22 protein-coding genes are annotated in these 24,574 nt (G+C 37.0%); 11 read left to right on the top strand and 11 right to left on the bottom strand.

Features of this window, described 5'->3' with window-relative positions; genetic code table 11:
• The 5 genes from qseC to syd form a co-directional block, all read right to left on the bottom strand.
• On the bottom strand, nt 1-1,359 hold the full coding sequence (gene qseC, locus RHO12_08270) for a quorum sensing histidine kinase QseC (protein WVD65377.1): 1,359 nt from the start codon (nt 1,357-1,359) through the stop codon (nt 1-3).
• A 12-nt stretch (nt 1,360-1,371) separates the two neighbouring features.
• Nucleotides 1,372-2,031 (bottom strand): response regulator, encoded by a 660-nt coding sequence (locus RHO12_08265; protein ID WVD65376.1) that lies wholly within the window; start codon nt 2,029-2,031, stop codon nt 1,372-1,374.
• Between the two features lie 184 nt (nt 2,032-2,215).
• Nucleotides 2,216-3,568 (bottom strand): MATE family efflux transporter, encoded by a 1,353-nt coding sequence (locus RHO12_08260; protein ID WVD65375.1) that lies wholly within the window; start codon nt 3,566-3,568, stop codon nt 2,216-2,218.
• Between the two features lie 155 nt (nt 3,569-3,723).
• Nucleotides 3,724-4,917, bottom strand: coding sequence for an amino acid aminotransferase (locus tag RHO12_08255; protein WVD65374.1), 1,194 nt, complete (start codon nt 4,915-4,917; stop codon nt 3,724-3,726).
• 51 nt (nt 4,918-4,968) lie between these two features.
• Nucleotides 4,969-5,514, bottom strand: coding sequence for a SecY-interacting protein (gene syd, locus RHO12_08250; protein ID WVD65373.1), 546 nt, complete (start codon nt 5,512-5,514; stop codon nt 4,969-4,971).
• A gap of 169 nt (nt 5,515-5,683) precedes the next feature.
• Between syd and ppnN the strand changes: the two genes are divergently transcribed.
• Nucleotides 5,684-7,060, top strand: a complete 1,377-nt coding sequence (ppnN, locus tag RHO12_08245) for a nucleotide 5'-monophosphate nucleosidase PpnN (protein WVD65372.1) — start codon at nt 5,684-5,686, stop codon at nt 7,058-7,060.
• Between the two features lie 88 nt (nt 7,061-7,148).
• On the opposite strand, the gene RHO12_08240 is transcribed toward ppnN, so the two are convergent.
• Nucleotides 7,149-8,021 carry a hemin ABC transporter substrate-binding protein gene (locus tag RHO12_08240; GenBank protein WVD65371.1) on the bottom strand — a complete coding sequence of 291 codons (873 nt, stop codon included), beginning with the start codon at nt 8,019-8,021 and terminating at the stop codon, nt 7,149-7,151.
• A 12-nt stretch (nt 8,022-8,033) separates the two neighbouring features.
• Nucleotides 8,034-10,199 (bottom strand): TonB-dependent receptor, encoded by a 2,166-nt coding sequence (locus tag RHO12_08235; GenBank protein WVD65370.1) that lies wholly within the window; start codon nt 10,197-10,199, stop codon nt 8,034-8,036.
• Between the two features lie 205 nt (nt 10,200-10,404).
• On the opposite strand from RHO12_08235, the gene hutW reads away from it, so the two are divergent.
• The 9 genes from hutW to lysS all read left to right on the top strand — a co-directional run bounded on the left by hutW (nt 10,405) and on the right by lysS (nt 19,606).
• Entirely contained in the window at nt 10,405-11,826 is a 1,422-nt protein-coding gene (gene hutW, locus RHO12_08230; GenBank protein WVD65369.1) for a heme anaerobic degradation radical SAM methyltransferase ChuW/HutW, read from the top strand.
• A 34-nt stretch (nt 11,827-11,860) separates the two neighbouring features.
• Nucleotides 11,861-12,346 (top strand): heme utilization cystosolic carrier protein HutX, encoded by a 486-nt coding sequence (gene hutX, locus RHO12_08225; GenBank protein ID WVD65368.1) that lies wholly within the window; start codon nt 11,861-11,863, stop codon nt 12,344-12,346.
• Between the two features lie 8 nt (nt 12,347-12,354).
• Nucleotides 12,355-12,996 (top strand): NAD(P)H-binding protein, encoded by a 642-nt coding sequence (locus RHO12_08220; GenBank protein ID WVD65367.1) that lies wholly within the window; start codon nt 12,355-12,357, stop codon nt 12,994-12,996.
• 9 nt (nt 12,997-13,005) lie between these two features.
• Complete coding sequence (locus RHO12_08215) at nt 13,006-14,019, top strand: iron ABC transporter permease (GenBank protein ID WVD65366.1); 1,014 nt, start codon at nt 13,006-13,008, stop codon at nt 14,017-14,019.
• On the top strand, nt 14,013-14,783 hold the full coding sequence (locus RHO12_08210) for a heme ABC transporter ATP-binding protein (protein WVD65365.1): 771 nt from the start codon (nt 14,013-14,015) through the stop codon (nt 14,781-14,783). Before RHO12_08215 ends, RHO12_08210 begins: the two co-directional genes overlap by 7 nt.
• Before the next feature lie 194 nt (nt 14,784-14,977).
• Nucleotides 14,978-15,601 carry a Fe-Mn family superoxide dismutase gene (locus RHO12_08205; protein ID WVD65364.1) on the top strand — a complete coding sequence of 208 codons (624 nt, stop codon included), beginning with the start codon at nt 14,978-14,980 and terminating at the stop codon, nt 15,599-15,601.
• 379 nt (nt 15,602-15,980) lie between these two features.
• Nucleotides 15,981-16,667, top strand: coding sequence for an aquaporin Z (gene aqpZ, locus RHO12_08200; GenBank protein ID WVD65363.1), 687 nt, complete (start codon nt 15,981-15,983; stop codon nt 16,665-16,667).
• Between the two features lie 343 nt (nt 16,668-17,010).
• On the top strand, nt 17,011-18,066 hold the full coding sequence (gene prfB / locus RHO12_08195; GenBank protein WVD65362.1) for a peptide chain release factor 2: 1,056 nt from the start codon (nt 17,011-17,013) through the stop codon (nt 18,064-18,066).
• 19 nt (nt 18,067-18,085) lie between these two features.
• Nucleotides 18,086-19,606 (top strand): lysine--tRNA ligase, encoded by a 1,521-nt coding sequence (gene lysS / locus RHO12_08190; GenBank protein ID WVD65361.1) that lies wholly within the window; start codon nt 18,086-18,088, stop codon nt 19,604-19,606.
• 80 nt (nt 19,607-19,686) lie between these two features.
• Here lysS and edd read toward each other — a convergent pair whose 3' ends face one another.
• The 4 genes from edd to ung all read right to left on the bottom strand — a co-directional run bounded on the left by edd (nt 19,687) and on the right by ung (nt 23,870).
• Nucleotides 19,687-21,492, bottom strand: a complete 1,806-nt coding sequence (gene edd / locus RHO12_08185) for a phosphogluconate dehydratase (GenBank protein WVD65360.1) — start codon at nt 21,490-21,492, stop codon at nt 19,687-19,689.
• A gap of 10 nt (nt 21,493-21,502) precedes the next feature.
• Nucleotides 21,503-22,030, bottom strand: a complete 528-nt coding sequence (locus RHO12_08180) for a gluconokinase, GntK/IdnK-type (protein ID WVD65359.1) — start codon at nt 22,028-22,030, stop codon at nt 21,503-21,505.
• 154 nt (nt 22,031-22,184) lie between these two features.
• Entirely contained in the window at nt 22,185-23,183 is a 999-nt protein-coding gene (gene gntR / locus RHO12_08175) for a gluconate operon transcriptional repressor GntR (protein WVD65358.1), read from the bottom strand.
• Between the two features lie 9 nt (nt 23,184-23,192).
• Nucleotides 23,193-23,870: a uracil-DNA glycosylase gene (ung, locus tag RHO12_08170; protein ID WVD65357.1), complete on the bottom strand. Its 678-nt coding sequence runs from the start codon at nt 23,868-23,870 to the stop codon at nt 23,193-23,195.
• A gap of 248 nt (nt 23,871-24,118) precedes the next feature.
• Between ung and grcA the strand changes: the two genes are divergently transcribed.
• Complete coding sequence (gene grcA, locus RHO12_08165; protein WVD65356.1) at nt 24,119-24,502, top strand: autonomous glycyl radical cofactor GrcA; 384 nt, start codon at nt 24,119-24,121, stop codon at nt 24,500-24,502.
• Nucleotides 24,503-24,574 lie beyond the last annotated feature (72 nt).

The following is a 24,574-nucleotide window of genomic DNA, read 5'->3' as shown; positions in this document are numbered from 1 at the left end:
TTAATAACGGAGGGTTACAATAAATCCTCCTTGTTTCTGGTTGTCGAATTTTACTTGTATTTTATGTAATTCAGCAATTTTTTTAACGATAGATAAACCGAGTCCGCTCCCTTTCTCTTTTTGCCCCGCAGGGCGGAAAAAACGTTCACCTAAACGAGCTAATACCGCATTATCAACTCCTGCTCCAGTGTCTTCAAATATAATGGCATTTTGCTTAATCGTAATCATGATTTGTGAATGATCTGGAATATAGCGTATTGAATTATTAATTAGATTGCGAACTAGAATTGATAATAATAATGGCTGTCCGACTATTTTTTGATTCGTACATTGTTCATTAATCAGTATTTTAATATTTTTTTGTTGAGCGAATGGTTTTAGCTCTTCAACAACCTGATTAATTAGTCCTCGCCAAGGTAGATTTTGTTGTTCATCTTGAATTTCTAAAGAATCTAAGCGTGATAGGGTTAGCAGTTGATCAACTAGGTGAGATGTTCGATCAATACCGATAATTAAATTATTAAGCGCTCGCTCACGGCTTACTTTATCATCATCTGATAATTGGGCTACTTCAGTTTGCACTCGCAAAGCGGCTAATGGTGTTCTTAATTCATGGGCGGCATCCGAAATAAATTGTCGTTCATGAGTGATCATTGACGAAATACGGGCAAATAGCTTGTTTAATGCTAAGATAAAAGGGCTTATTTCTTTAGCTACTCCATTGATATCAATCGCACTATCTTCATCTGGCTTACGACTTGCAATTCGATTGGCTAATATTTTAATTGGCGAAAAACTTCGTCCAATTAGTATCGCGACAAATAAAATGATGACAATAAATGTGCTTAGCCATGGGAGCATTTGCTTATAAACAAGTTCGGCAAGAATATCTTGCTGATAATCTAGTTTTTGCCCTACCGCAATTATTGAACGGTTGTCATTACTTAATAACCATAATATGCGCCATTTTCCTTGCTCACTGGTCATTGCTCTATTTCTTTTTGAAGGGAAAAAGCCACCATAAAAATGGAATTTTTTACCATTCTCACCGTCATCTACAATCATTTCTCCTTGACGATTAAAAATTGCAAAAGCCAGAGCATCATCATCGTAGTCTAATGAATCCAACTCATTACCATTTATTCGTGGTGTTTTCGAGTGCGTAGGATTGAACATCATATTACCGTGGAAACCAAGGGTTGCTAATCGTTTAGCGAAAAGTAACTGTTGGCTATCAAAGACTTGTTTCAATGAATTTTTAAGTTCAAAGTAAGAGATACTCGTGGTGATTGAGCATGCTAACAACAAAAGGCTACTAATAAAAAAGATTAATCGTAAACGTAAGCTATATGGTTTCATATGGTTATATACCTACTCTTTGCTCAGGGCATAACCTGCACCATAAATTGTTTTAATTACATTATTACCGAGTTTTTTACGCAGATTATGGATATAGACGTCAACAGTATTACTGGCTACATCGTCAGACCAGCTATATAGCTTTTCTTGTATGAGTTCTCTCGATAATACTTTATTGGTATTTAATAAGAATAGCTCAAGCAGCCGCGTTTCTTTGCTTGTTAATATGATTAACTGCCCTGCTTTTTTGACTTCTTGGCTTTCAGGATTATAACTAATATCTTCGAACGTTAACTCTGGAACAACTTTAAGGTGATTGCGACGAATTAAGGCTTGTATTCTTGCTGATAATTCGGATAAGGCAAAAGGTTTACAAACATAGTCATCGGCTCCTGATTGCAAGCCCGTTACTCGCTGCTCAATAGCATCACGAGCAGTTAAAATTAATACAGGAGTTGTAAGACCTGATTGGCGCCAATTTTTTAAAATAGCTAAGCCATCTTTTTTGGGTAAGGTTAAATCAAGTATAACAGCATCATAAGGTGCTAAAGACAGAGCATTTTCACCTTCTTGACCATCTATAAACCAATCAAGAGTAAAACCTAATTTTTTTAGACCAATTTGTATACCATCGCCGATTAAAGTATCGTCTTCTATTAGAAGTATTCTCATTATGGCTGCCGATTGTTGTTTTTTAGCTATATAGTTATTGTACAATATAAATATTAAGACAATATTAAAATTTGCGATATTAGCAGTGGCTAATGGTTATTGGTTATTGTTTAGCGATTGATGATAAGGTTGTTGCGAGGCGAATACCTCGCTTATGCTCATCTAAATAAATTGAAATTATTTTTTATAGCTGTTCTATTTCTAAGCGTTTTGTTTCCCATTTCCGTGATTTCCAACGCCATGCATTGATCAAGCCGCGAACCCATTCATCACAGGCAAATCCAATCCAAATCCCCATCAATCCCATTTCCATTTTAATACCAAGGAAATAGCCGATAGGAATTGCGATCCCCCACATACAAACCAAAGCTGTATAGAGTGGAAATTTCGCATCTCCTGTTGCTCTTAGTGCATTCACCATAACGATATTTTGCGTACGGCCCGGCTCTAGGAAAATCGATAAAATAAAAATAGGTAAAATGGTATTAATAACATTCCAATCATCGGTAAATGAAGTTACTAAAGGCTTCCTAAGTAAAAAGAAAGTTATCACGACAAATGCTGTCACTATCATGCCTAGCTTTAAACTTTTAAACGTTCGTTTATAGGCATCATCAAATCGTTTTGCACCGACATAGTGACCAACCATGATTTCATTACCGACGCCGATTGACAGGGCAAATAACATCATGAAATACGATATTTGGAAAAATATGGCTTGAGCGGCAAGCGCTGTTTCACCCATAAGGCCAATAAAAGCGGTCATAACTAAAATTTGTCCAGACCAAGATAAGTTTTCGCCGGCAGAAGGTAAGCCAATTTTAAAAATTTGTTTAAGAATATTTTTGTTCCAATGAAAAAATAAAGAGAGTTCTGCTTTAATGCGTAATCCATAAAATAACAAACAAAATAATAGCGTAACACCGACTACGCGACCCATTACCGTCGACCAGGCCACTCCGACAAGTCCCATTTGTGGGACTCCCCAAAAACCATAAAGGACAATAACGTTACCAATGATCGTGATTACATTCATAATAAGTGATACATACATGGCTACTTTTGAATGCCCATATACTCTTAAGCAAGATGCCATAATGATTGCCACCGCTTCAAACATTAAGCAAATACCTAATATATGAAAATAGTCATAGCTCATATCCAAAATTGCGCTAGGCGTATTCATCCAAATTAATACTTGATAGCCCAATAAGGAAATAAATATATAACATAATGCGCCCAATACTAAATTAAATGAAATCGATAAGTGGATTGCTTTACGAGCAAGATCTTGCGTACCAGCCCCTAGATACTGAGCAACAACTACGCTGCAACCAATGCCGATAAAATTAAAGATCGGAATAAAGATATCAAAAAATTGGTTACCGACCGTAGTGGCGGCGACCATCGACATCGATACATGACTAATCATATAGGTATTGATAAATAAAGTTGCTAAATGCAAGAAAATATCAATAAAAATAGGCCAGCTAAGTGAAAAAAGTGATTGATCGATAACCGAGCGATCTTGCTTCATAAAAATCCTGTTTGATTAATTACTAATTAATAATTTTTGATGAATTATACTTTATTTAATATGATATGCTATTGATTATTTATTAAACATATTAAAATGTTTTGAATAGCTCTATTTGCACATTAAACTGCAAATAGAGCGAAAGCTATTGATAGTTAAGATAGAACTTTTACAATTGATTCACATAATAGCGACATATTATCAAGCGTCATACCTGCGACATTCAATCGGCCAGAGTTAACAATATAGATACCATAATCATTTCTTAATGTCAGGACTTGTGATTCAGTTAAACCACTAAATGAGAACATCCCATTTTGCTTAACAATAAAGCTAAAGTCATGTTTTGCACCTTTTTCTTGCAGCGTTTTAACAAATAGCTGCCTCATACGATGTATTCTTTGACGCATTGTTGTCAGCTCGCCGATCCATTCGTCTTTCATTTCGGGATCACTCAGTATCTTCGCGACAATATTTGCGCCATGCGATGGCGGGTTAGAATAATTTGCTCGAATAATTGTTCTAACTTGGCTAAATGCTCGTTCTGTAATATCTGCATTTTCTGCAACTAAAGTAAGCGCGCCTACTCGCTCATTATATAAGCCAAAATTTTTTGAATAAGAACTTGCAATTAATAGCTCTGGTACATTTTCAGCGAATAAACGCACTCCAATTACGTCTTCATCTAAACCTTGACCAAAGCCTTGGTAAGCTAAATCAAAAACAGGTAACCAACCTCTCTGCAATGCTAAGTCAGAAATGATCTTCCACTGCTCTGGCGTTGGGTCGATCCCCGTTGGGTTATGACAACAGCCATGAAAAAGCACCGCGTCGCCTGCTGAAATATTGCTTAAATCTTCGATTAACGAATCAAAATCCAACTCATGAGTTTGTGCATTATAATAACGATACTCTCTTACTTCGAGTCCTGCTGTTTGAAAAACGCTCTGATGATTTGGCCATGTCGGGTTGCTAACCCAGACTCGTTTGATTTTTGTGCGGCGGGCTAAAAAATCGGCCATAATCCTTAATGCACCGGTACCTCCAGGTGCCTGAGCTGTTTTTACTCTTCCATCACTAATTAATTGGCTATTTTCGCCTAAAATTAATTGTTGTGTTAGTAAATTAAATTTAGCTAACCCCTCGATAGGAAGGTAAGCTTTAGTGTGTTCATTTTCTAATAATTGTGCTTCAGCGCTTTTTACACAAGCAAGAACTGGCGTGAGCATATGTTCATCTTTATAGATCCCAACACTGAGGTTAATTTTATTAATTCGCTCATCAGTATTGAATATCTCTGCCAGCCCTAAAATAGGGTCAGCGGGTGCTGCTATTAAATTTTCAAACATGGTCTCACCAATTTTTAAAAATCGAATTCACTATTATACGCTTTATAAAAGCTATTGAGCAATAGGTGTGAGGTTGCTTAGAAACGTGTCTAGATCACTGGCTAAAACTTTAGTTTCATTTGTAATGAGTTTTTCTAAAATAATGTTTCCGGTTTTATTATCTATTGCAATAATTTCAGCTTCATCATTTGTTGTTGCGATAAAAATTGTCGGGCGACGTTTTAATTTTTTTTGCATCATTAGGTGGGCAATAATATTTTGCTCTAGTCTGGAAAAGTCATCATCACTCCATACTTGAATAAGCGATAAAGACAAATCATGCCACTGTGCTTGCATGTCACCAGCATATTGTGTGCCATAAAAAAGGTGGGCACTATCATGAATGCGAATATTAGCCACTTCTTCAGCGATCGCTAATGAATGAGGGCTTGGCCGAATAGGTAGCCATAACACGGCTAAATCTATCGTATCGATAATACACGGCGATGGCACTCCATATAATTCACTACTTATAGGTGCATGTTTGGTCGTATTTTGCCATATATCAATGTAATGCTCTGTAAACAATATAAGGCAATTTGATTGAGTTTTATTCATTTGTATATTTATCAAATAATGGCTTTAGTTTTAGTAATAAATTGGCTATTCTTGAGTAAGGCTATTTTTATAATAGCTAACAGTGCGAATCTAAAGACAGCGTTTATAATTTAGTATTGTATAGAATAATCGTAACAATAACTAGCTTAAGTAGCAAAGAGAGGTCAATGTGATTACCCATATTAGTCCATTAGGATCGATGGATCTGCTCGCGCAAATTGAAGTAGATATGTTAAAACGTTCGGCTAATAGCGAACTTTATCAAATATTTAGAAATTGCTCATTGGCAACGCTTAATGCAGGAAGTAAAACCGATAATACGAAAGAGTTGCTCGATAAATATTTATCGTATGAAATTAACGTCATCAGCAAAGAGCGTGGCGTAAAACTCGAGTTAGTTAATCCTCCCAAAAGCGCTTTTGTCGACGGTAAGATTATTCGTTCTATTCAAGCAAATCTTTTTGCAGTACTGCGTGATATTTTATTTGTTAATAGCCAAGTAGCCGCAATTAAAGGAATACTCGCCCCTACTCTAGACAAGCAAGATCTCTCTTTTTATCTTACCAATCTTGTTTTTGCTATTTTACGTAATGCAAATGCATTACATGTTGGAGAAGATCCTAATTTAGTTGTTTGCTGGGGTGGGCACTCAATTAATGAAGCTGAATATTATTATTCACGGCAAGTCGGTATGCAGTTAGGTTTACGTGAGCTAAATATTTGTACTGGTTGCGGTCCTGGTATCATGGAAGCACCAATGAAAGGTGCTGCGGTTGGGCATGCTCAGCAGCGCTATAAAGAGAGTCGTTTTATTGGTATGACTGAGCCATCGATTATTGCCGCCGAACCGCCTAATGCATTAGTGAACGAACTTATCATTATGCCCGATATTGAAAAACGTTTAGAAGCGTTTGTTCGTATGGCTCATGGCATTATTATTTTTCCAGGTGGGCCAGGAACGGCAGAAGAGCTACTTTATATTCTTGGCATATTATTGGATCCTGCTAATGAAAATCAGGCATTACCACTTATTTTAACCGGCCCAAAAGAGTGCAAGGATTATTTTGATGCGATTGATCTGTTCATACATAATACGTTAGGCGAAGAAGCGACTAAACTTTATCAAATTATTATTGATAATCCAGAAGAAGTTGCACGGATTATGAAGAACGGTGTAAAACAAGTTAAATCCTCTCGTTTAACTAGTGGTGATGCATATGGATTTAATTGGACACTAAAAATCACGCAAGAATTACAACACCCTTTTGAGCCAACCCATGAAAATATGGCATCTCTAAATTTACATAAAGAACAACCAGTTGAACAGCTTGCAGCAGATTTACGCAGAGCTTTTTCTGGTATTGTAGCAGGTAATGTTAAAGAATCGGGTATGAAACAGATAGAACTACATGGTCCTTATAAACTACAAGGCGACCCGCAAATAATGAAGCAACTTGATGAACTATTACGTAGTTTTGTCGTGCAACACCGCATGAAATTACCCGGCGGAACCGCTTATAAACCATGTTATGAAATTTGCTATTAATCTAAAAACTTTTTTTATGGCGCTCTGCCAGTACATATTGTACTGGCAGAAACTAAAAATAATCAATAATACCTATTATGATCGCGTTTTAATCTTCTTTATTCGGTGAACGATAAAATCCGTTATATAAGCTACTTACCGCTTCACCAATGCGTGGTCCCATGCCCAGAATGAGCGCTTGATCGATACTCACTATTCGATTATTTTTCCAAGCATTAGTGTGAATAATACCCGGAAATTGTGATAGATTTTTTTTACCGCCAATAGCATCAAGTGATTGGCTAGTAACTAATAGGATATCTGGATTCGCTGTAATAATCGCCTCAGTGCTGTAGTTTTTATAAAAATCATGAGTCGCAATATTTTCTCCACCCGCAAGCGTTATCACACTATCAGCAACGGTATTTTTTCCTGATACTTGTGTCGTACCTGAAATGCTAAATAAAAATAATACTTTTGGTTTTTTAGCTTGATTTTGGATAAGTTTTTCAACGGATTGTACTTGCGATGAAATCAGTGTAATAAGTTGTTCACCTTGGCTTTTTCGATTAATCGCATTAGCCACGCGTTTAATATTTGCCAATAGTAAAGGTAGGTTATTGGGAACCCGTTGTAAACGTAATGTAGCGACGTGAGCATTCTTGAGTTGCTCAAAAATAAGTTCTGGCTCTGAATCTTGCCAAGCAATAAATAGAGAGGGTTTAAGAGATAAAATACCTTCAATACTGAGTTGTTTCCAATAGCCAATTTGAGGTAGTGATTTAACTTCTTGAGGATAGGTACTCGTCATATCGACCCCTACTAATTCGTCGTTTGCGTCTAAAGCATAAATTATCTCTGTTATCGACCCACCAGCGGTAACAATTCGTTCTTTTGCATAGCTCAATGGGGCAATAGTCGTTAATATAACCGCAGTGAGAAAAAACCAGAAAAGATGGCAAGCGTTGGTTATTTTTATCATAGTTCCTCCTGATTAGAATTTGATGCTGGCAGCAATCACCGCATTAAATTTCGCTGCTGGAACTGTTTCATAAACAGTTGTGTATTTTTTATTTAAAATATTATTCAGATCTAAGCCAAGTTGATATTGTCGTTGAAGACCAAATGACACCACCATAGATAAGTTTAATGTAGACCAACCGCCATAATAGTAAGTTTCCGTATCACTTTTTTTGGTTGCATCCGTTGCAACTCGCATAAATAGGTCTGAATCAAGGTCAAGATGGTTAAAATAAGCGGTGTGTTTGACGCCAAATGAGCCACTAAAAGTGGGGTTACCACTATCAAATGTTTTATAAGTGTTTGTTTGTAGCTGACGTCGTAAAATATTACCTCTTAAGTAAGGTGTTATATCCCAACCTAAATAATCAATTGAAAATTCTAAACCGTAGGTTTTGGCTTTATTCGCATTATAATAATAAGTCCGCGTTGTACTGCCGTTATTACTGAGTCCATTACAAATTGCAGCCCCATTACACTCCATCTGGTCAATATAATTTTTTGCAGCAGCGTAATATAGTGCACTATCAACTAACCAATCGCTCTGGTTAAAGCGCATACCAATTTCAATGTTATTTGATTTTTCTGCTTTTAAATTAGGATTACCGTATATCTCTTGAGTATGGGCATTAGTTACTGCATATAGGTGAGTTAGCGTTGGATAAACGTAACCTTGCGCAAAAGAGGCTCGTAAAATAATATCATCAAAACCGCTATAGGTAGCCCCAGTTGAAGCAACTAAGGTATCATCACTATCTTTACTTGGTTTATCAATGGTACTTGATGGTGCGCAGGGCGCAGTTGATGGGCGATTAATACAAGATACATTTTGCTCGCCATTTTTTAATTCAGATCTAACCCAATATTGGCGTAAACCAATATTCCAATTCCAATTATCGGTAATTTTCCAATCATTTTGCGCAAATAATGAAAAATGTTTTTGCTGCCAGCTATTGCTTCCTGCTGTCAATTTTGTATAGTCGAAGAGTGGTAGCGGTGATGCTACACTCGGTTTGTAATACATATCTAATTGTTTATTTGAGATTTGATCTACGGAATCAATTAAATATTGCGCACCCAGAATTAATTTTATTTGTTCAGTTGGAATGAGATCGACTTGTAGATTGATGCCAGTCGTTTTTTGTTTATCATTGGTTTGAGTATTGGTAAACATGTCAGGGCCAGACATATCGATTCTATTGATAAATGTTCTTTTAAGCGTTTGGTAGTAACCATCAATATGTAAATTTTTAATGAGTGAGCCATCTATCTCATAATCATAAAATAAACCAGCTTTTTCACGTTGTAATTTAGGAATGCTAACGAGGAAATCATTCATATCCTTTAGGTCTGCTTTAGACGCATATGACTCCGTATTGAGCTTATAACGATCTAAGGATAAGCCAATTTTATGTTTATCTAAATTGAGCCCAAACCACGAACTGATACTATCATTATCAAAATTGGTATGCTCTAAGCGACCTTCAGGGGTTTTCCTTGCCCCTTGCTCTGAATAGGTGCCGCTGATGCGATAATTGAAAATATTATCAACTGTCCCATAAAGCGAGCCCATTTCCGTGCGCCCATTGGTTGCACCATCATAGATGAATTTGACGTGACCATTAAATGGCAGATTATTATCACTACCTTTACGAGTAATAAAATTCACCACACCGCCTATCGCTTGTGAACCATATAATACAGAATAAGGTCCTTTAATTAACTCTACTCGCTCAACCGATTCCATATCAATTAAAATCCCTGCGCCAGAACCATGGCCAGAACGGTGGTATGAAACTTCTTGTCCATCTATAAGAATTAAAACTCGAGATGATGATTCCCCGCGTATTATAATCTGTTTTCGCCCTGCTAAAGAGTTGTCCGAAATTTCTACCCCGGGAATATCACGAAGAGTTTCAACAATTGAATCACCATTATTTTTTTGAATGTCTTCGCTATTTATTGCGGAGACAGAAACAGAGCTATCCCAAATTGATTGTTCGCTACGGGCAGCAGTTACAATAATAGTCTCTTGTTTATTTGGTTCTATTTTATTTGTGGTTGTACCTGCATAAGCGATATTAATTAAGGCAAATGTAAGTGATGATACGAGGCAGGTCTTAGTCAATTTTTTTCTCATAATTACACCATATTATTGTTATTTTTAATTCGAAATGATAATTATTATCATTTAATTTGTAAATCTATTTAGTTAATTTATTTTTTATTAAATTAAATCAAATGATTATATTTTATGAAAATTTAGCATTATTTATTGCTAAATGAGAATAATTATTGTTTAATAAATGATTATCATTCTCATTAAAATAATAAAGAGAGATTGTATGACGTTAGACATGACGCCATTTTATGCTCAAGCGGGTAATGTTCCCTTTAAAGATCGCTGGGCTGTTATGCCTTTTAGAGGCTCTACCCCTATTGACAAATCATTACTACAACAAACGTGGCAAGATTTACAGCAACAAGTGATGCCTAAATCGAAGCGTTTAATGTATATTCATATTCCTTTTTGTGCAACGCATTGTTTATTCTGTGGATTTTATCAAAATCCCTTGCATCAACATGATACAAAGCGCTATACCCAATATCTGATTGAAGAGCTATTAATGGATGCAAATAGCGCCTTATCACAGTCTGCACCCATTCATGCTGTTTACTTTGGTGGCGGTACACCGACAGCATTAAGTGCGGACGAATTACATCAAATTATTACCACAATTAGACGGAACTACCCTTTAGCACCGGATTGTGAAATTACGATTGAAGGGCGAATTTTAAATTTTGATGATGAAAAAATTGATGCATGTCTTGAGGCTGGAGCGAACCGTTTCTCTATCGGTATTCAAACCTTTAATACCAATATTCGTAAACGGTTAGGTCGCACTTCTGATAAGCAGCAAGCGATTAAATTTTTAACCGATCTTGCTATGAGGGATAAGGCCGCGGTAGTCTGCGATTTAATTTTTGGTTTACCAAAGCAAACACTACAAACATGGTCAAAAGATTTAGCTATTATCGGTGATTTGCCTCTAGATGGTGTCGATCTTTATGCGCTCAATTTACTACCGACAACACCTTTATTTAAAGGCGTAGAAAATGGACGGGTGGTCGTTGCTGATGCTCAGGAGAAAGCCGAGTTTTATCGAACCGGTGTTGAATATTTAGCGCAACTTGGTTGGAACCAATTAAGTAATAGTCATTTTGGTAAAACAACTCGTGAACGTAATTTATATAATTTGCTAATTAAACAAGGCGCAGATTATTTAGCTTTTGGTTCTTGTGCTGGTGGTAATTTAAATGGTCAATCATTTATGATTGACCGTAATTTAGAACGCTATTATCAACAGCTAAATAAGCAGCAAAAACCACTAATGATGATGTTACAACCAGGTTCTCAGCTAGGGTGGTTACATCGGCTACAAGGAGGCATCGAGGCAGGCCGAGTGGATTTAAATGCGTTAACAATACATGCTAATCAATTATTACCGTTGATCAAACAATGGCATCAAGTCGGTCTGCTAATGAGTGATCATCTTATTTTACGCTTGACCACATCGGGTCGTTTTTGGGCGAGCAATTTACTGTTTGCATTACAAAAATTATTGATGGTGCTTAATGAACCTGAACTAGCTAAAAGACAGATAGAAAGTATGGCAACTAAAAACCCAAATGGTGGTTCCAATAGTATTAAAAGACCAGAAAACTCAGCAGTAGAACATATAAAACTAAATAATATTGAAAAGTGATATTAAAACCAACATAACAACAAGGATAATACTTATGGCACAGCCGAATTTAACCGAATTAATGGCAACCGAGCCTGACGGAACATTAGAAAAAATTGCCCAAGAATACCAAGTTTCTCTGCTCGATGTAATTAATGCAATGCCTCAAAAACATATTCTTGCCAGCAGTTATTTTGACCAAGTATGGGATGAGGTTGTTAAATGGGGTTCTGTCACTTTATTAATTAATTCACCCGACATCATTTTTGAATACCAAGGTGAACTACCAAGTGGTTTTCATCGCCATGGATATTTCAATTTAAGAGAAAAATCAGGACTTAGTGGGCATATAAAAGCCGAAAATTGTCAGCATATTGCGTTGGTTGAGCGGAAATTCATGGGAATGGATACGGCGTCTATCATTTTTTTAAATACCACAGGCCAAGCTATGTTTAAAATTTTTGTTGGCCGAGATAGTCACCGTCAATTACAGGCAGAGCAACTTGACTCTTATCGAAAATTAGTTCAGCTCACTAAATAAGGAATTATATGAGAACGCTATTAATATTTGGTGCTAGTCGAGGAACGGGTTGGGAAGTCGCAAAGCAAGCACTTGCTCGCGGTGATAAATGTATTGCTGTTGTGCGTACTCAAGACAATTCTGACAAACTCAACACGTTGGGAATAAAAACATTAATTGGTGATGCAAATGATGCAATTTTAGTTGAACAAGCTTGCGTCATTGCAGGTAAAGACGCGACCATTATATCCACATTAGGTGGTGTTGGTGCTAATTATCAAGCGCAAATAAATATTATCAACCAAGCGGAAAAAGTAGGGATTAACCGATTAATTTTAGTTACATCGCTTGGCTGTGGTGATAGTTGGTTAACATTATCTGAACGCGCCAAAAAAGCCTTTGGTTTCGCAGTAAGAGAAAAAACTCTGGCTGAGGTTTGGTTAAAAACGAGTTCGATGCAATATATAATTTTGCGACCTGGTGGATTAGTTGATAGCGAGTCAACGCATAATGCTAAATTTTACCAAAAGCAAGAAGTGCATGGTTATGTTGCGCGCAGTGATTTGGCCAAAATAATAATAGAATTTAGTAATCAAACTGAATTAACTTGTGATGAGTATTCAATAATTGATCCTGATTTGGTAGTCGAACGTAGCAGCAAGCAAGGTTAGTTTCTTTTGATGAAAACTCAAAGCTTACTTAAAAAAAAGCAGTATATTATAATTGGCTTAGCGGTATTATTAATAAGTTCGGCGCTTATTTCTATTAACTTGGGGGCGTTATCGCTCTCATTTAAAACACTACTCGTATTACCTTTTGATGATCCTTTATGGGATATTTGGTTTAATATTCGCCTTCCAAGAGTATTATTAGCAGTTATTGTTGGTATAGCGTTAGCCACTTCTGGGGTTGTTATGCAAGGCGTTTTCCGTAACCCGCTTGCTGATGCAGGATTATTAGGTATCAGTAGCGGGGCCGCACTTTGCGTCGGCATTATCATTATGCTTCCAATCCCACTTCCTTCATTTTTATCGGTTTATAGCCAAATGGTTGCGGCATTTATTGGTGGGCTTGTAATATGTCTGATTATTTATAGTTTAAGTCATACAAGGCATGGTTCTGCAACACTGTTATTACTTGCTGGCGTTGCGATCAATGCATTAACGGCTTCATTAATTGGCTTGTTGAGCTATATTAGTGATGATCAGCAGTTAAGGCAGCTTTCATTATGGACAATGGGGCATTTAGGTAAAGGTCAATGGCAATCAGTCATTATTGCCTCAACATTGATCCTGCCAGCATCTATAGTGGTGGTTTTTATGAGCAAATCACTAAACCTTTTGCAACTTGGGGATGAAGATGCCCATTACTTGGGATTAAATGTACAAAAAACTAAGCGCAAGTTAATATTACTCAGCGCGTTACTTATTGGCACAGCGGTTGCGGTGAGTGGTATTATTGCTTTTGTTGGGCTGGCGGTGCCTCATATGTTACGGCTTAAAATTGGCGCAGACCACCGCTATTTGGTTCCCGCGACAGTTTTGGCTGGTGGCAGTTTATTATTAATTGCTGATACATTAGCAAGAACATTAGTTTCTCCGAATGAAATACCTGTTGGTTTATTTACAAGCTTAATTGGTGGCCCTTATTTTCTCTGGTTAATTTTACGTAAAAAAAGTGGCGCGATATGTTAGATGCTAAAAACTTAAGTTATCAAATTGGACCTCATCGATTAATTGATAATGTTTCATTAAATATTAATCAAGGTGAATTAGCAGTAGTGATTGGCCCTAATGGTGCAGGAAAATCAACGCTATTACGTTTACTTACTGGTTATTTAACGCCAAATCAGGGAGAATGTTATTTACTTGGTAGGCGATTGATTGATTGGCATAAACAAGCGTTAGCCAAAGTTCGAACTGTTATGCGACAAAGCTGTAATATCACGTTTCCATTTAGTGCCAAAGATGTTATTGCGATGGGCCGAGCCCCTTATGGTAAGCAATACTTTAATCAAGCGATAGACGACGTTATTAAAAAAACGCAGAGCCAAAGTATTTGTCATAAAGATTATCGTTTATTATCTGGTGGTGAGCAACAACGTATTCAACTTGCTCGGGTACTAGCGCAGTTGTGGCAGCCGAAACCAACGCCTCGATTACTTTTTTTAGATGAGCCGACGTCTGCACTTGATCTTTACCATCAACAGCAAATGTTACGTTTATTACATCAAATTACTCGTAACGAACCGTTTAGCGTCTGTTGCATTTTGCATGATCTCAATTTAGCGGCGCTTTATGCAGATCGTATTTTTTTAGTACATAAAGGTAAATTAGTCGAACAAGGTAAACCTGATGAGGTATTAACTAAAAGTTCATTAGCTAAATGGTATAAAGCTGATCTTACCATTCAAAATCATCCCACTCATGATTTGCCCCAAATTTGCTTAATGCGGTAGCCACGGATAAATTAATTTTAGAAATAATTAATATAAATCAGAAAAATAAATTTTTAATAGCTTGAATGATATGTTCCAAAAATAGATATGGACTATAAAAATAATAGATTGAGATAACCGACAAAGTGGGTATACTTAAAAGATTAAACTAGAATTTACTATTATTTTCTATAATGATTAAAAGGAGCACTACTATGGCTTACTCTCTCCCCCCTTTACCTTATGCATATGATGCTTTAGAGCCTTACATTGATTCAGAAACTATGCATTTGCATCACGATAAACACCACCAAACTTATGTAAATAATGCTAATGCTGCGGTTGAATCTTTGGCGGCAGATCTGCAAGCGTTATCAGCAGAAGATTTACTAAAACACTTAGACAAAGTTCCTACAGAAAAATTAGCTGCAATTAAAAACAATGCAGGTGGTCATGTTAATCACACTTTATTTTGGGAACTGTTGAAAGTAGGTACGGAATTAAAAGGTGATTTAAAAGTTGCAATCGAAAAAGATTTTGGCTCTATAGATGCATTTAAAGAAAAATTTGCAGCCGCGGCTACAACTCGATTTGGTTCTGGTTGGGCATGGCTAGTTGTTCAAAATGGTAAATTAGCCGTTGTTTCAACGCCAAACCAAGATACCCCAATTATGGGTGAAAAATTTGCAGGTGTTTGTGGTACCCCAATTTTAACGCTTGATGTTTGGGAGCATGCTTATTACTTAAAATACCAAAATCGCCGTGTCGATTATATCAGTGCATTTTGGAATATCGTTAACTGGGATAAAGTCGCTCAGTTATATGCTGCAGCAAAATAATTAGGTTTAACCAATGATTGAAAGGCGCTATTTTGATTGATAGCGCCTTTTTTATTTTAATTTTTATAGTACTATCTACGTTACTATTATTGAGTTTTTCATATTGGTTTTCTGTTTACCACATACTCATCTAGCAGACCATCTTAATCATATTTTCAAATAGCCATATTTTATTTGGACGGCATTCTTTTGTAAAAAAATTGCTTATCATTTATATGGTTTATGTAATTTCTGGGTACTGAAATTGACGATTAAAAATAAAAGTGATAAATAATGGACGCTTATTTTTTATCAATATAAATGAGTCATATTATTCTCATTTATTTTTTTAAGATAAAAAATAAAATTAAGTATTATTTTAAATCGTTAAAGGATTGTTATGTATTCTCTAAAAATAAGATGCTTAGCTGAAACATTTGGCACGTTTTGGTTAGTTTTGGGTGGGTGTGGAAGTGCAGTATTGGCTGGATCTGAAATTGGTTTTGCGGGTGTAGCTTTGGCATTTGGCTTAACCGTATTAACGATGGCTTACGCGATTGGTCATATTTCGGGCTGTCATCTTAATCCTGCCGTGACGATAGGTTTATCTGTGGGACGGCGTTTTCCACTAAAAGATGTTATGCCTTATATTATTGCTCAAGTTATTGGCGGTATTATCGCAGCTACAGTGCTATATTTTATCGCAAGTGGCAAAGTAGGTTTTTCATTGTCCGATGGTTTTGCCGCGAATGGGGTCGGAGCACATTCTCCTGCTAAGTATAGTTTTATTGCGGGTTTTATTTGTGAAATCGTAATGACATTTGCTTTTTTAATGATCATCATGGGTTCTACACATGGTAAAGCACCTGTTGGTTTTGCGCCAATAGCGATAGGCTTAGGTTTGACGCTTATTCATTTAATTAGCATTCCCGTAACAAATACTTCGGTAAATCCTGCCAGAGCGACCAGCCAAGCAGTCTTTGTTCAAGGCTGGGCATTAGATCAGCTATGGATTTTCTGGATTGGCCCTATTATTGGTGCAATATTAGCTGGAATTATTTATCCTTTGCTATGTAAAAATAAATAGTATTCATTTTGATATATTCATCGTGATAAAAAGGGCTCTAAATTGAGCCCTTTTTTAGTCCTCTTTCAGATTATTAGAATCATTCTTACGAACAGGTTTAAATCGTATCGATAATAAAATCCTGCTTATACGCATGATTATGAGGCAATGATATAACGATTTTTGTTAGTAGCTCTATATTCTATGCTTTAAATCCGCTAAAATAGTTAATTATTACCAAAATTTTATATTTTTCACTTGGGTTCGCCTACAGTATATAAAATCAATTATGACTAAAAATGAAAGGTAACGATAACATTTATGTTTGAAATTAATCCTACTAAAAATAAAATTATTGAAATTAATGAGCGTACTTCGATTATTCGGGGGTACCTTTGACTATGAGGCGAAGAAAGAGCGTCTTGAGGAAGTTAACGGTGAACTCGAGCAGGCGGACGTATGGTCTAATCCAGAAAAAGCTCAATCACTCGGAAAAGAACGCGTAGCACTAGAAGAAATTATTGATACTATCAATTCACTTGTTCAAGGCATGGACGATGTTGAAGGTTTATTCGAACTCGCGATTGAAGCTGAAGATCAAGATACCTTTGATGAAACTAACTTTGAATTAGCTCAGCTAGAAAAAAAATTGGATAAGCTTGAATTTCGTCGTATGTTTTCTGGTGAATACGATAGTGCAGATTGTTATTTGGATATTCAATCGGGTTCTGGAGGAACAGAAGCCCAAGACTGGGCTGAAATGCTATTGCGAATGTATCTGCGCTGGGCTGAATCAAAAGGATTCGCTACAGAGGTAATGGAAGTCTCCGATGGTGATGTTGCTGGTATCAAATCTGCCACTATTAAAATCGCAGGTGATTATGCATTTGGCTGGCTAAGAACCGAAACGGGAGTCCATCGTCTAGTCCGTAAAAGTCCTTTTGATTCAGGAAATCGTAGGCATACTTCTTTTGCTTCTGTATTTATCTATCCAGAAGTTGATGATGATATTGATATTGAGATTAATCCTGCCGATTTACGCATTGATGTATATCGAGCGTCTGGAGCGGGAGGGCAGCACGTTAATAAAACCGAATCGGCAGTACGTATTACTCATGTCCCAACGGGGATTGTTACTCAGTGCCAAAATAATCGTTCTCAGCATAGCAATAAAGATCAGGCAATGAAGCAGTTAAAAGCTAAATTATATGAACTAGAGATGCATAAAAAAAATGCAGAAAAGCAGCAAATGGAAGAGAATAAATCAGATATTGGTTGGGGTAGCCAGATCCGATCTTATGTTTTAGATGATTCACGCATAAAAGATCTACGTACTGGCGTTGAAACGCGTAATACACAAGCCGTCCTTGATGGTGATTTAGATCAATTTATTGAAGAGAGCCTAAAAGCAGGCTTATAACGAGTTATAAGGTAAAACCATGTCAACACAGCAACCAGAATCAATTAATACTAGCTTAGAAGAGCTAAATAACGAGCTAAAAAATCGTCGTGAAAAATTGGCCCATATTAGAGAGCAAGGTATTGCTTTTCCAAACGATTTCCGCCGCGATGCGATTTCGAGTGATTTGCATGCGCAGTATGGTGAGAAGACAAATGAAGAACTAGCTGAAGCGAAAATTTATGTTGCGGTTGCTGGCCGAATGATGATGCGTCGAATTATGGGAAAAGCTTCCTTTGTTTCCTTGCAAGATGTCGGTGGACAAATACAGCTCTATGTCACGCGTGATGAGCTAGCTGAAGGGGTCTACAATGAACAGTTTAAAAAATGGGATTTAGGCGATATTATTGCAGCTAAAGGGTATTTGTTTAAAACTAAAACCGGTGAACTTTCTATTCATTGTGAGGAAATTCGCTTACTCACCAAGGCATTAAGGCCCCTGCCTGATAAATTTCACGGTCTTGCTGATCAGGAAACACGTTATCGTCAACGTTATTTAGATTTGATCACAAATGATGGCTCACGTAACACTTTTAGAGTGCGTTCACAAATTGTAGCTGAAATCCGCCAGTTCATGGCAGAAAAACACTTTATGGAAGTTGAAACGCCAATGATGCAAGTCATTCCTGGTGGTGCAGCAGCTAAACCATTCATCACACATCATAATGCGCTCGATTTAGATATGTATTTGCGTATTGCGCCGGAGCTCTATCTAAAACGGCTGGTTGTTGGCGGTTTTGAAAGAGTGTATGAGATTAATCGTAATTTTCGCAATGAAGGTGTTTCACCGCGGCATAATCCAGAGTTTACGATGATGGAACTCTATATGGCTTATGCTGATTATAAGGACCTAATTTTACTTACAGAATCATTATTTCGCCGCTTAGCCATTATTACTACTGGCTCTGCTGTGGTGCAGTATGGCGAACATACGTTTGATTTTGGTAAGCCATTTATTAAAATGACCATGCGTGAATCAATTTGCCACTACCGACCGCAAACTAATATTGCTGATTTAGATGATTTTAATAAAGCATGCGCTATTGCCGCTGCAATTGGTATTGAAATTGAAAAAGGGTGGGGATTAGGGCGAGTTGTTACCGAAATTTTTGAAGAAGTTGTTGAAGTTAATCTAATTCAACCAACATTTATTACTGAGTATCCAGCGGAAGTTTCACCACTTGCAAGGCGCAATGATGAAAATCCATTTGTGACCGATCGCTTTGAATTTTTCATCGGTGGACGTGAGATCGGTAACGGTTTCTCTGAATTAAATGATGCAGAGGATCAAGCAGAGCGTTTTGCTGATCAAGTTAAGCAAAAAGATTCTGGCGATGATGAAGCCATGTTTTATGATGAAGATTATGTTACGGCACTCGAACATGGTTTACCACCGACCGCTGGCCTTGGTATTGGTATCGACCGTACAGTTATGCTATTTACTAATAGTCATACTATTCGTGATGTTATCTTATTCCCAGCGATGCGACCAACCAAATAATTACCAATAATATAGAGGCGGTCAAAAACCGCCTTTTACTCTATTTGATTATTTTTGTAACGTATCTCGGTGATGTAAATTTAAAAACTTACTGCACCTTTTTCTGCGGACGTTAAATTTTCACGAATAACAGAAAATAGCTCTCGACCAAAACCATGATAAGAAGCGGTTAGATCTAATTCAATAGGGATCCGGGCTGCTAGTACTTTTTCGTCCACTAATAATGTCATTTCACCCGTTTGCCCATTCATACGAATCATATCACCGTTTTGCACTTTATTAAGTAGCCCCCCAGTATACGCTTCAGGTGTTACATGAATAGCTGCTGGAACCTTACCTGATGCGCCTGATAATCGCCCGTCGGTTAACAATGCGACTTGATAACCACGATCTTGTAATACACCTAGTGGTGTAATTAATTTATGTAACTCTGGCATTCCAATTGCTTTTGGTCCTTGATAACGAACGACGACAACACAATTTTTATCTAACTTACCTGCTTTAAAGTCAGCATCAAGATCATACTGGTTATTAAACACAACTGCTGGCGCCTCAATAATTTGATGAGCAGATTCGATCGCTGACGTTTTCATTACTGCACGACCTAAGTTACCAGACATCACTTTTAAGCCACCATGAGAATTAAATGGTTTATCAAATGATGCAATCACCTTATCATCTAATGATTTGAGTGGCCCTTCTCTATAAATCAATTTGCCATTCTCTAGAATCGGCTCTTGAGTATAACGTCTCAACCCTCGGCCAATCACAGTTTCAACATCTTCATGTAATAAGCCGCCCGCTAGCAGTTCTCTAACTAAAACCGATGTACCACCAGCCGCTTGAAAGTAATTTATATCTGCAGGGCCATTAGGGTAAATTTTACACAGCAATGGAACGACTTCAGACAATTCAGAAATGTCGCTCCAATTAATAATAATTCCCCCTGCTTTTGCCATTGCAACTAAATGCATCGTTAAATTTGTTGAGCCTCCTGTTGCAAGTAATGCCACTAAGCCGTTAACAATGACGCATTCGTCAACCATTTTACCGATCGGCATATAATTACCCGATTGCTCAGTTAAACGAGTAATTTGCCTTGCTGCTGCATTAGTTAATTCAAATCTTAGGGTCGTTTCTGGGTGAACAAATGCCGCGCCAGGTAAATGTAATCCCATTAATTCAATCACCATTTGATTACTGTTAGCAGTGCCATAAAAAGTACACGTTCCACTCGTGTGATATGATGCGGATTCTGATTCTAATAGATCCTCGCGAGTCGCTTTGCCTTCAGAGTAAAGTTGGCGAATTTTAACTTTTTCTTTATTTGGTAACCCTGACGGCATCGGGCCTGCGGGAATAAAAATCGCGGGTAAATGACCAAAAGCCATCGCACCGATAAATAAGCCTGGTACGATTTTATCGCAAATGCCTAAATATAGTGCACCATCAAACATATTATGTGAAAGAGCGATGGCAACTGACATTGAAATAATATCTCGGCTCATGAGTGATATTTCCATACCTGGCTCGCCCTGAGTGACGCCATCACACATTGCAGGCACCCCCCCAGCCATTTGCCCCACGGCACCAACATCACGCAACTCTTTTTTAATTTGCTCAGGATAGAATTCATAAGGGCGGTGAGCGGATAACATATCATTATATGAGCTGATAATACCGATGTTACTTTTTAAAATATTTTTAAGATCATCTTTGTCCAAATTACAGCAAGCAGCAAAACCATGCGCCAAGTTACTGCAAGGTAAACTAGCGCGGGCAACTTTTTTTGACATCGCTCGCTCGATTTTCTCTAAGTATGCTTTTCTTGTTACGTTGGAACGCTCGATAATTCTTTGGGTTACCAATTGTATAGTAGGATTCATGTATGACCTCTCAATTTATACAAACATAATCAATAATCGATTTAGTTTCTTTGAGTACTTTGGCTAATGGTTGATCAATATTCACAATAAAAATATTTTTTTCGTCCATTGTGGGTTCTTCCAGTACATCAAATTGTGATTGCAGCATGCTCACTTTTTGGTAATGTCCTTGACGCTGTTTTAATCTTAGTTCGATGGTGTCAAATTGGCCTTTTAGATAAATAAAGTAAACATTATCGTTATCACCACGGATCATATTGCGATATTTCTGTTTCAAAGCAGAGCAAACAATAAGAGAAGTCGAATTTATATTACTCATTGCGAAAATCGCATCGCTAATACGGTTTAGCCAAGGCTCGCGATCTGCATCATTAAGAGGAGTGCCAGTACGCATTTTTAGAATATTTGCTTTTGGGTGTAAAAAGTCACCATCTAAATAGGTAATATCGAAATCGTAAGCGAGTTGCTTTGCGATAGTTGATTTTCCAGATCCAGAAACCCCCATTAAGACAAATACGTATTTGTTATTATCTTTCATTAATAGGTCCTTGATATATTGAACTGTTACGGGTAACAGTTTGCATGTTATTACATCAAATTCAACTTAGAAAAATGAAATTTGTGATCTTTATCATATTTTAATTTTATAGGGAGGAGAATGAAAAGAGTTAATATTCTTATTAAATAATGAATTAAAGGCTTTCGCCATCTAGATATTTTACTGGGAGATCTATTACTTTATTCGCGACTTCCTTACCATCTATGCGGGCTAATAATAGTTCCGCGGCCGTTTTGCCCATTTCTATTCTAGGAGTTTGTATTGAGGCAAGCTTTGGTGAAATAGCTTGGCCAATTGCATGTCCATGAAAACCGACTATGGCGATCTGTTTTGGTACTTCAATAGCTAAGCGTTGGCATTCAAATAAAACACCCAATGCTAAATCATCATTGGTACTAAAAACACCATCAATGTTCGGGTGCTCATTTAGCGCATTATGTAATAATTTAGCACCTAGAGTGTAAGATGACGCCTCTTTGGTTGCTAGAGTATGAGGGTATAAATTAGCCTCTAGCATCGCTTCTTCATAGGCTTTTTGGCGAATAATACTTCGATAATCTTGTCTAGCACTAAAATAAAAAATATGCTTACGACCTTTTGCAATCATACGTTTAATCATGTTTTTTGTCGCAGCAAAATTATTAAAGCCGACTGCCATATCAATGCAAGGCGAAATGCTATCCATAATCTCAACAACTGGAATTCCTGCAATTGCCAGCATTTTTAATGTCGCGGAATTATGGGAGCGCTCAGTCAAAATGACACCATCAACATTATAAGAAAGTAATGAACGTAAACGCATCTCTTCTTTATCCGCATTATAGCCCGTATGAGTTATCATTGTTTGGTAACCTCGAGCATCAGTTATCATTTCAATACCTTTTAATACATCAGCAAAAACCTGATTTGTCAAAGATGGTAAAACGACACCAATTGCATGGCTTTTTGCATTAGACAGCATATCTGGGGCTTTATTTGGAATATAGCCTAGATCGTCAATCACTGCCGCTATCTTTTCTTGCAAAGATTTAGATACTAACTTGCTATCTCGTAAAAATCGACTTACTGTCATTTTGCTTACACCAGCAAGATTTGCTATTTCAATCAACCCAGGGCGATGTTTTTTATTCATTTTATTGCCTTATGGTAACCTTGGTTGCCAATCAATTGGTGTTTTACCTTGTTGCTTTATTAATTCATTAGCTTGGGAAAAATGTTTACAACCCAAAAAACCTCGATGAGCTGATAGCGGCGAAGGGTGCACGGCAGTTAAAACATGGTGCTTTTGTCGATCAATAAACTGTCCCTTTTTTTGTGCTGGTGATCCCCATAGTAAAAATACAACCCCGGTTAAGTTTTGATTAATTACGTCAATAACGTGATCTGTGAATTTTTCCCAACCAATTTTAGCATGTGAATGAGCCAGCCCGTCTTGTACCGTCAGCACATTATTTAATAGCAGCACACCTTGTTTAGCCCAAGATGCTAAGTAACCATGTTTGGGGATCTCAAAACCCACAATATCCGTAGCCAGTTCTTTATACATATTTTTTAAAGAAGGCGGGGGATTAATACCAGGTAAAACAGAGAAAGAAAGACCATGAGCCTGGTTTGGTCCATGGTAGGGATCTTGCCCTAAGATAACGACTTTAATATCTGCAAAAGCAGTAAATCGAAATGCATTAAATACATCTTGTTGCGGGGGATAAATAGTTTTACCACTATTACGTTCATTGGCTACATACTGCAAAATTTGTTTAAAATAGTCTTTTTCTTTTTCGATGCCAATAACATCATGCCAAGTTAATTGTTCAACCATAAGCTGCCTACATTTTGTTGTAATGATAATTTATGCGATGCGTCTTACTCTTAATTATACCTAAAAACAATAATAAACATAGCCGTTATCATGGAGGACTAATAATATTAAGAATTAATTAAAATAAAAGCGAGAGCAAAAGATAATAATTATTAGATTAATAGGTTTTTTTGATTTAAATCAAATTTAAGAAGTGGTATATTAACCATAACAAATTTAGGGCATTTAGCTCATTAGGAGGATTTAAAATGATTACAGGTATTCAAATTACTAAAGCAGATAATAGCGCTCTTCTAAATTCTTTTTGGTTATTGGATGATAGTACCAACGAAGCTCGTTGCGTAGCGGCTAAATCAGTATATGAAGAAGATCAAGTTGTATCAACAAAAGAGCTTGGCCAGTTCGAGTATCGTGAAATCCCACTAGATGTAGCGCCAACAGTAAAAGTTGAAGGTGGTCAGCATTTAAATGTTAATGTGCTACGTCGTGAAACATTAGAAGATGCGGTTAAACATCCAGAAAATTACCCACAATTGACTATTCGAGTGTCTGGCTATGCTGTTCGTTTTAACTCATTAACAGCTGAACAACAACGTGATGTGATTGCGCGTACATTCACAACAAACATGTAATTTACATTATAATTTATCGTTGCAAATAGCCCAGTTAATCTGGGTTATTTTTTGCCTATTTTTCGTCTCCTA

The organism is Orbaceae bacterium lpD02, from assembly GCA_036251875.1.
Lineage (GTDB): Bacteria > Pseudomonadota > Gammaproteobacteria > Enterobacterales > Orbaceae > Orbus > Orbus sturtevantii.
The sequence above is the reverse complement of the archived record's forward strand: the minus strand, read 5'-3'. Positions and strand labels throughout refer to the sequence as shown.

Excerpts from the sequence above, each read along its gene's own strand:
- qseC (WVD65377.1), bottom strand. The coding sequence starts at position 1,359 with ATGAAACCATATAGCTTACGTTTACGATTAATCTTTTTTATTAGTAGC.
- RHO12_08265 (WVD65376.1), bottom strand. The coding sequence starts at position 2,031 with ATGAGAATACTTCTAATAGAAGACGATACTTTAATCGGCGATGGTATA.
- RHO12_08260 (WVD65375.1), bottom strand. The coding sequence starts at position 3,568 with ATGAAGCAAGATCGCTCGGTTATCGATCAATCACTTTTTTCACTTAGC.
- RHO12_08255 (WVD65374.1), bottom strand. The coding sequence starts at position 4,917 with ATGTTTGAAAATTTAATAGCAGCACCCGCTGACCCTATTTTAGGGCTG.
- syd (WVD65373.1), bottom strand. The coding sequence starts at position 5,514 with ATGAATAAAACTCAATCAAATTGCCTTATATTGTTTACAGAGCATTAC.
- RHO12_08240 (WVD65371.1), bottom strand. The coding sequence starts at position 8,021 with ATGATAAAAATAACCAACGCTTGCCATCTTTTCTGGTTTTTTCTCACT.
- RHO12_08235 (WVD65370.1), bottom strand. The coding sequence starts at position 10,199 with ATGAGAAAAAAATTGACTAAGACCTGCCTCGTATCATCACTTACATTT.
- hutW (WVD65369.1), top strand. The coding sequence starts at position 10,405 with ATGACGTTAGACATGACGCCATTTTATGCTCAAGCGGGTAATGTTCCC.
- hutX (WVD65368.1), top strand. The coding sequence starts at position 11,861 with ATGGCACAGCCGAATTTAACCGAATTAATGGCAACCGAGCCTGACGGA.
- RHO12_08220 (WVD65367.1), top strand. The coding sequence starts at position 12,355 with ATGAGAACGCTATTAATATTTGGTGCTAGTCGAGGAACGGGTTGGGAA.
- RHO12_08215 (WVD65366.1), top strand. The coding sequence starts at position 13,006 with ATGAAAACTCAAAGCTTACTTAAAAAAAAGCAGTATATTATAATTGGC.
- RHO12_08210 (WVD65365.1), top strand. The coding sequence starts at position 14,013 with ATGTTAGATGCTAAAAACTTAAGTTATCAAATTGGACCTCATCGATTA.
- RHO12_08205 (WVD65364.1), top strand. The coding sequence starts at position 14,978 with ATGGCTTACTCTCTCCCCCCTTTACCTTATGCATATGATGCTTTAGAG.
- aqpZ (WVD65363.1), top strand. The coding sequence starts at position 15,981 with ATGTATTCTCTAAAAATAAGATGCTTAGCTGAAACATTTGGCACGTTT.
- prfB (WVD65362.1), top strand. The coding sequence starts at position 17,011 with ATGAGCGTACTTCGATTATTCGGGGGTACCTTTGACTATGAGGCGAAG.
- lysS (WVD65361.1), top strand. The coding sequence starts at position 18,086 with ATGTCAACACAGCAACCAGAATCAATTAATACTAGCTTAGAAGAGCTA.
- edd (WVD65360.1), bottom strand. The coding sequence starts at position 21,492 with ATGAATCCTACTATACAATTGGTAACCCAAAGAATTATCGAGCGTTCC.
- RHO12_08180 (WVD65359.1), bottom strand. The coding sequence starts at position 22,030 with ATGAAAGATAATAACAAATACGTATTTGTCTTAATGGGGGTTTCTGGA.
- gntR (WVD65358.1), bottom strand. The coding sequence starts at position 23,183 with ATGAATAAAAAACATCGCCCTGGGTTGATTGAAATAGCAAATCTTGCT.
- ung (WVD65357.1), bottom strand. The coding sequence starts at position 23,870 with ATGGTTGAACAATTAACTTGGCATGATGTTATTGGCATCGAAAAAGAA.
- grcA (WVD65356.1), top strand. The coding sequence starts at position 24,119 with ATGATTACAGGTATTCAAATTACTAAAGCAGATAATAGCGCTCTTCTA.